This window comes from Candidatus Hydrogenedentota bacterium (assembly GCA_018005585.1).
In the GTDB taxonomy this organism is placed as follows: Bacteria; Hydrogenedentota; Hydrogenedentia; order Hydrogenedentales; family JAGMZX01; genus JAGMZX01.
Genome location: JAGMZX010000175.1, coordinates 1 through 7,112, shown reverse-complemented (window position 1 = coordinate 7,112; position 7,112 = coordinate 1). Strand labels below are relative to the sequence as shown.

The following is a 7,112-nucleotide window of genomic DNA, read 5'->3' as shown; positions in this document are numbered from 1 at the left end:
GAAGGCGAAGGAGAAGGCGAGGGCGAACCGCAACCCTGCGACGTGGTCATCATTTGCCCGCAGGAGCCGCTCATCCGCGGCAGCGCCGCGCAAATCTGCATCTCCGGCAATTACGACAAATGCGTGGGCGCGAACGTCACCTTCAAGTGGTTCAAGAACAGCGTGCTCATCGCGGCCACGACGGGGCCGTGCTTCAACATCCCGGTCGTTTCATGCAGCGACGCGGGCGTATACACCGTGCAGCTCACCGGGTCAACCGGCACGTTCACGACACTCCCGTGCAAGATCAAGGTTGCGCCCTGCCCGCACAGCGGGGACCCGAACGGCGACGGCGTCATCGTCTTGACCGAGATGCTGCGGGTCATCCAGTTCTATAACTCGGACGGATTCCACTGCGATCCGGAGAGCGAGGACGGTTACGCGCCCGGGCCGGGCAGCACGGACTGCCTGCCCCACGCGAGCGATTATGCGCCGCAGGATTGGCGCCTCAACCTGACCGAGATGCTGCGCACGATCCAGCTCTACAACTCGGGCGGCTACCGGCCGTGCCCGGACGATGGCACCGAGGACGGTTATTGCCCCGGACCGGCATGAGTCCGCTTCAGACCCTAGTTGCGAGATGGCCGCGCACACCGCGCGGCCATCTTCATTTACCGGCGTTGACCAATCGCCGAAGAGCGGCGGCGCAGCTCTTTCTTCCTTGTGGTGCCTCCGCGCCTTTGCAGTCGCAGGTCAGGAGCGGCGCAACCGCGCCCGGATTCGACATCCGCCGACGGCTTGGGGATAATACGCCTTCCTGCGCGTGAGCAGGCCGTTGCGAGAACGATTATGCAGCAGGAACGCCCAAGACTGGCCTGGCTCGCTGCGCCGCTCATTGGCGCGGCGCTGCTCGTGCTGCTCTGGCCCCGGATGGAGGAGACGGAACTCGAACGCCAGGCCCGGGAAGAAGGCCGCGTTGTCATCACCTACTGGGACCGTCATTCCGGCCACGAGCACGAGGCGCGCCGCGCGCTCATCGATGAATTCAACGCCTCCCAGCACGAGATTTACGTGCGCGCGCTCCCCATCGGCTGGAACATGGAGAAGATGGTCACCTCCATCGCCGGCGCGTCCGCGCCGGACATCGTCTCGCTGGACGGCACCCTGCTCTCGCAACTGGTATCGCAAGGCTGCTTCACTGCGCTCGACGATTTCATGTCGGCGTCGCCGCACCTGCGCGAGGAGGCCTTCTTCCCCCATCTCTGGCGCGCCGTGTGCTTTTCCGGGCATGTCTGGGCCGTGCCGACCACCACGGACAGCGTTTGCCTGCTGTGGAACAAGGAAGCGTTCCGCCGCGCCGGGCTCGACCCCGAACAACCGCCGCGCAATATCGAAGAACTGGGCCGTTTCGCCGCCAGGTTAACCGTGCGCGAGGGCGACCGCATCGTCCAGATGGGATTCCTGCCGTGGGCGCCATGGGACCAGTCCCACATGTGGGGCGGCCTCTTCGGCGGGCAATGGAATGACCCCGCAACGGGCCGCATCCGCGCCGCGGAAAACCCGGGCATACTCGCTTCTTTCTACTGGCAGCGGAGTTTCACGCGCGACCCCGCGCTGCCGCCCGGCGACCCCGGGCAGTCGCCCTACGCGCAGGACGCGGGCCGCGTCGCCGCGTTCCGCAGCGGTTTCGGCGACTACCAGAGCGCGAACAACCCCTTCTACACGGGTCGCGTCGCCATGATCGCCGACGGCGAATGGCAGGTCACGTTCGTGAACAAGTACGCGCCGGGCCTGGATTGGGGCGTCGCGCCGTTGCCGCAGCCGGACGGCGTCACGCCGCGCTGCTACTCGCCCACCTGTATCGCGGACGCAATCCCCGCGACGGCCCGGCACAAGGAAGAAGCGCGCGCATTCCTCGAGTGGTTCCACACGCCGCGGCCCGACGGACGCCCCTCCCCTTCCAGCGATTATTGCCACGCGATTCATAACATTCCGACGCGTCCCGGCGAGGCGCGGCAGGACCGGTTCCTGAGCAACCCGAAGTTCCGCGTCTTCGTGGAGCAGTTGCTCGAACGCGAGAATATCACCGCGCCCGTTCTGCCGGTCACGCAGTTCCTCATGGACGAGATCGAGCGCCAGCGCGAACGCGTCATCTTCTGGAAAATCAGCCCCGAAGAGGCGCTGCGCGCCGTGCAGGACCGCGTGAACACGGAACTCGAGCGCGCGTGCCGTTTCGCAAGGTCGAGGGCCGCGTCATGACGCGCATGGAACGCCGAAACATGCGCAACGGGCTGCTTTTTGCGCTGCCATATCTGGTCGGTTTCGCCTTGTTCACGCTGTACCCGCTGATAATGAGCGTTTACTACAGTTTCACCCAGTTTGATGTCATCCAGCCGCCGGTCTGGACCGGTCTCGAGAACTACCGCATCCTCTTCCTTGAAGACCCCCTGTTCTGGAAAGCCCTCTACAACACGCTGTACTACACCCTCCTCGCCGTGCCGCTCGGCCTCGTGTTCAGCATCTGCATCGCGCTGCTGCTGCACCAGAAGACCCCGGCCACGCCTGTCTTCCGCACCGTATTCTTCCTGCCGAGCATCGTGCCCATCGTGGCGTCCGCCGTGCTCTGGCTCTGGGTGCTCAACCCCGACAGCGGCCTCATCAACGTGACGCTGGCCCGCTGGTTCGGCGTGGAGGGGCCGGGCTGGATCGCCGACGAGCACTGGTCCAAACCGTCGCTGATCCTCATGAGTTTCTGGGGCCTTGGCGGGGCGATCGTAATCTTCCTCGCGGGTCTCGGCGACGTGCCGCCAGAATTGTATGAAGTCGCCGCCATCGACGGTGCGGGCGTTTGGGGCCGATTCCGGAACGTGACGCTCCCCATGCTCAGCCCGACGATTCTGTTCAACCTGGTCATGGGCCTGATCGGGTCGTTTCAGTACTTCACGCAGGTCTACGTGATGACCGCGGGCCGCGGCACGCCCGTGGACAGCCTGATGTTCTACGCGCTGTACCTGTACCGCAATTCGTTCTACTACCTGCGCATGGGCTACGCCTCGGCCATGGCCTGGATGCTGTTCGTCGTCATCCTGATCGCCACCGCCGGCGTCATGGTCACCTCGCGCCGCTGGGTACACTACCATGGCGAATAGGAGGCCGTAGGCACGATATGGTAACGCGTCCCGCGACCAGATGGACGGCCTTCGCGGCGCTGTCGCTGCTCTCGCTGCTGTTCCTGATGCCTTTCGCGTGGATGGTGTCCACTTCGTTGAAGCACGAGGCCAGGGTCTTCACCGGAGGCTGGATGCCCGAGACGGACGTGCGCGACACGGCGGGCCGGACACTTGTGCGCTACCATGGGCAGGATGCCGCGATGCTTGGCGTCGAGGAAGACGGCCGCTACCGCCTGCTCGCCGGGGATACCGAGCATCTCGCGTTGCAGGACGAAGTCGAGATGGTGCTCCGGCCCGGCTTTCACTGGCAGAACTACACGCGCGCTTTCGAAATGATGCATTTCCTGCAAAACCTGAGGAACACGCTCTTCATCTGCTTCACGACGGTGCTCGGCACGGTGCTGTCGTCGTCGCTCGTCGCGTATGGGCTCTCGCGCATCCCTTGGCGCGGGCGGGAACTCACATTCTGGCTTGTGCTTGCCACGATGATGGTCCCCTACCAGGTTACGCTAATCCCCCTCTTCGCGGTCTACAGCAAGCTGGGCTGGGTCGGCACGTTCAAGCCGCTCATTGTCCCATACTTCTTCGGCGCGCCTTTTTACATCTTCCTGCTGCGCCAGTTCTTCAAGAGCATCCCGGAAGACCTCAGCGCCGCCGCGCGCATCGACGGATGCAGCGAGTTCGGCATCTACGCGCGCATCATCGTGCCCCTGGCCAAGCCCGCGCTGGCCACCACCATCCTTTTCATGTTCCTCTGGCAGTGGGGCGATTTCCTGAATCCGCTCATCTACCTGCAAGATGACCGCATGTACACGCTGGCCGTGGCGCTGCAGCAGTTCCGAAGCCAGCACGAAAGCGCGTGGGGCCCCCTCATGGCCATGTCCACCGTTATCACCCTGCCCGTCATTGTCCTGTTCTTTTTCACCCAGCGCACCTTCATCGAGGGTATCACGCTGACCGGACTGAAAGGCTGAGCGAGACGATGACCGGCAACCCGGCACGATGGCCGTTCCCCGCAGTCCGGCACACCGCGCGCCGGCGTCGCGCCCGGGTTTCCGCCGGACAGCGTCCGGAGCCGTCTCGATATTCCGTTGACGATCCCTTGCCCCCCGGCCGCGCGTCTGTGCTATGCTCCCCGCGCGCAACGGCATGCGCGGGAGGGTCCTCATCATGAGCGAGAAGCAGGGCAAAACCGGCAGTATTTCACGGCGGGAATTCGTGCGGCGCACGGCCACGGCCGCCGGCGCGTTCGCCGTCTTGAGCAAGGCGGCGGCGGGCCAGGACGTGACCCCGTTGCGCGTGGGGGTAATCGGATGCGGGCGCCGCGGCACGGGCGCGGCCTTCGACTGCGCGCGTTCAGCGGAAGGCGTCACGATTACCGCGCTGGGCGACCTCTTCCCCGACATGATGGCCAAGTGCCGCGAGAACCTGCTGCAACTCGGCGACAAGTGCCGGGCAACGGACGCGACGTGTTTCACGGGCTGGGACAGCTTCGAGAAGGTCATCGCCTGCGAGGTGGACCTTGTAATCCTCGCGGCGCCGCCCGCCTTCCGGCCCCTGCATCTGCGCGCCGCCGTCGCAGCGGGCAAGCACGTTTTCATGGAAAAGCCCGTGGCGGTGGACCCCGCCGGTATCCGCTCTATCCTTGAATCGGCGAGCATTGCGGACGAGAGGAAGCTCGGCATTGCAGCGGGCACGCAGCGGCGGCATCAGGCCCCGTATGTCGACATCATCCGGCGCATTCATGACGGGGCCATCGGCGACATCCTCAGCGCGGAATGCTACTGGATTGGCGACTACGACTATTACAAGGCCGTGCTCAGGCAGCCGGAGTGGTCCGACATGGAGTGGCAGGTCCGCAACTGGAATTATTTCACGTGGCTGTCGGGCGATCATATCGTCGAGCAACACGTGCACAATATCGACATCATGAATTGGGCGTTGCAGGCCCATCCGGTGAAGGCCATCGGCATGGGCGGGCGCCAACAGCGCACTGCGCCCGAATACGGCCACATCTACGACCATTTTGCCGTCGAATTTGAGTATCCAGGCGGCGTGCGCGTGCAGAGTCTCTGCCGTCAGATGAAGGACACCTACCACCGCGTCGGCGAACGGATTGTCGGGACCAAGGGCATCGCAGATCCGTCCAAGATCATCCGTGGCGAGAACGACTATCGCTTCCGGGGCGAAGGACCCAACCCCTACGAACAGGAGCACGCGGACCTCATTGCGAGCATCCGCGCCGGAACACCGCTCAACGAGGCCCGCAATGTCGCCGAGAGCACCATGGCGGCCATCATCGGGCGCATGGCGGCCTACACCGGCCAGGAAGTCGCCTGGGACTGGGCCATGAACGAATCGAAGCTCGATTTGACGCCGCCGGCTTACGAATTCGGGCCTTTGCCGGTCACGCCGGTGGCCGTGCCCGGGGAGACGGCGCTGGCGTAGACAACGCCGTGGCACGGGCGTCTCGCCCACGATTGAGGAACATGGGCGAGACGCCCATGCCACGGATAGCGTCTATTCCTCCTCGTCGCCGCGCCGGCCGTCGTGCTCGGCTTGTTCGGTGACGGCAAGTCCCGCCAGCGGGTTCGAGCCTACACGCGCAAGCGTTCCACAGTCCGCTGAAGGCGTCACAATAAAGCCAGCATTCCCGGCATTTTATTATAATCTTTGTTCTTTAACTGATGATTGACCTTCCCTTGAAAACCGTTGACAGTTCACCTGTCTTGTTATATGCTCTCAATATCTCCCGGGGAGCAGTGGGGGCATGTGACGTAAGCCGATCGGCACGGGGGAGTTCCGCAGTACGCGGCGACCGGTGAGGAAGCGAAAAACGATGTCGCCGGAGTGCTCCAATCTTGCTAAGGGAGCGCGGGCATATTGCATATCGCGTAACGTCGCGGAATCGCGCAAGCAGTAACCGTCTTCACGACCCATTGCCGTGAAAGCGATGCGTTCAATTTGAAATGCGGGGTGAGAGGTGCGTTCCAAAGATAGAGGAGAACAATCCATGTTTACACGCGAATTCCGTTTCATTGCGGTAGCAGCAGCAATGCTCTGTGCCGGCACGCTACTGGTGCCCACCGCAACGGCTCAAGAAAAGACAGGGTATTCTTATAGTCCAACCTTGCCAGTATCAATAACCACTCATCAACGAGTTGAGATTGTCGTACCTGATTCTTTTACTGTGGAAAAAATAGAAGTTGCCTTCTCCGGGATTGCACACGCGAGCCTTGTTTATGACGAAATAAGGGAGTATTCTTGGGCGCAGTATGGTATACGGCTTTATCACAACGGTAGTCAGATTACTTTCGCAAGTAATTCGTGTACTCTCTTTAGCTTGTGTCTTGATGGTTTAGCTGATAACTATTCATCCGTAATATTTACGCCGGACCCGGCCCGAGTTGGCGCAAGCGAGAAGACAGATTATTCGGGCAGCATATACGTGGATGACTTGGTCAACTTCCAGAGTGGAACCAATGCCCAAGGGTCATGGTACATTTATTACGACAGCCTTGATGACATGGACCTTCTCGAAATATCTGGCCTGACGCTCCTTTTCAACGGTGGGGGAGGTCTTCCCACGCCGCCTACGAACTGTTCGTTGTCGGTGCCGTGGTACACGGACAACGCGGCCGCTGGCCAAGGCGTGCCCGCGAACGACTACGGGGTGACGAGCATCGTGTACCTGCACAACAATCTGGAAACGGACATGACGTGCTACATCGAGTACTACACGCAGAGCGGTGTCTACATCGGGCCTGAGTACCCGGACAATGAATTCGTCATCCCCGCGAATTCGACGGCCGCGTTCCGGCCCGCCGTAAATGACCCCTCCACGACTCCCGGCGGGCAGGAGGACCCGGTAGGCAACGCCGTGCCGGACCGGCCCATGGGCACGGAAGGCGGCAACGATAACAAGAAGAACGGGGCCATTGCCATACGCTGGAACGGCGAGCC

6 protein-coding genes are annotated in these 7,112 nt (G+C 62.5%); all 6 read left to right on the top strand.

The annotated features are described in order from the left end of the window. A partial coding sequence (locus KA184_20900) for a hypothetical protein (GenBank protein MBP8132047.1) occupies positions 1-594 on the top strand: 594 nt, incomplete at its 5' end. A gap of 234 nt (positions 595-828) precedes the next feature. After that, the gene (locus KA184_20895; protein MBP8132046.1) at positions 829-2,238 is read left to right on the top strand and encodes an extracellular solute-binding protein; all 1,410 of its coding nucleotides are present in this window, start codon (positions 829-831) and stop codon (positions 2,236-2,238) included. Between the two features lie 5 nt (positions 2,239-2,243). Further along, the gene (locus KA184_20890) at positions 2,244-3,128 is read left to right on the top strand and encodes a sugar ABC transporter permease (protein MBP8132045.1); all 885 of its coding nucleotides are present in this window, start codon (positions 2,244-2,246) and stop codon (positions 3,126-3,128) included. 152 nt (positions 3,129-3,280) lie between these two features. Then, on the top strand, positions 3,281-4,123 hold the full coding sequence (locus KA184_20885) for a carbohydrate ABC transporter permease (protein ID MBP8132044.1): 843 nt from the start codon (positions 3,281-3,283) through the stop codon (positions 4,121-4,123). Between the two features lie 196 nt (positions 4,124-4,319). Beyond that, positions 4,320-5,597, top strand: a complete 1,278-nt coding sequence (locus KA184_20880; GenBank protein ID MBP8132043.1) for a Gfo/Idh/MocA family oxidoreductase — start codon at positions 4,320-4,322, stop codon at positions 5,595-5,597. Positions 5,598-6,597: 1,000 nt separating this feature from the next. After that, positions 6,598-7,112 (top strand): hypothetical protein (locus KA184_20875; GenBank protein ID MBP8132042.1); only part of this gene is annotated, 515 nt, incomplete at its 3' end.

Bases quoted from the DNA above. Each gene is read 5' to 3' on its own strand.
- KA184_20895 (MBP8132046.1), top strand. From the start codon at position 829: ATGCAGCAGGAACGCCCAAGACTGGCCTGGCTCGCTGCGCCGCTCATT.
- KA184_20890 (MBP8132045.1), top strand. From the start codon at position 2,244: ATGGAACGCCGAAACATGCGCAACGGGCTGCTTTTTGCGCTGCCATAT.
- KA184_20885 (MBP8132044.1), top strand. From the start codon at position 3,281: ATGCCCGAGACGGACGTGCGCGACACGGCGGGCCGGACACTTGTGCGC.
- KA184_20880 (MBP8132043.1), top strand. From the start codon at position 4,320: ATGAGCGAGAAGCAGGGCAAAACCGGCAGTATTTCACGGCGGGAATTC.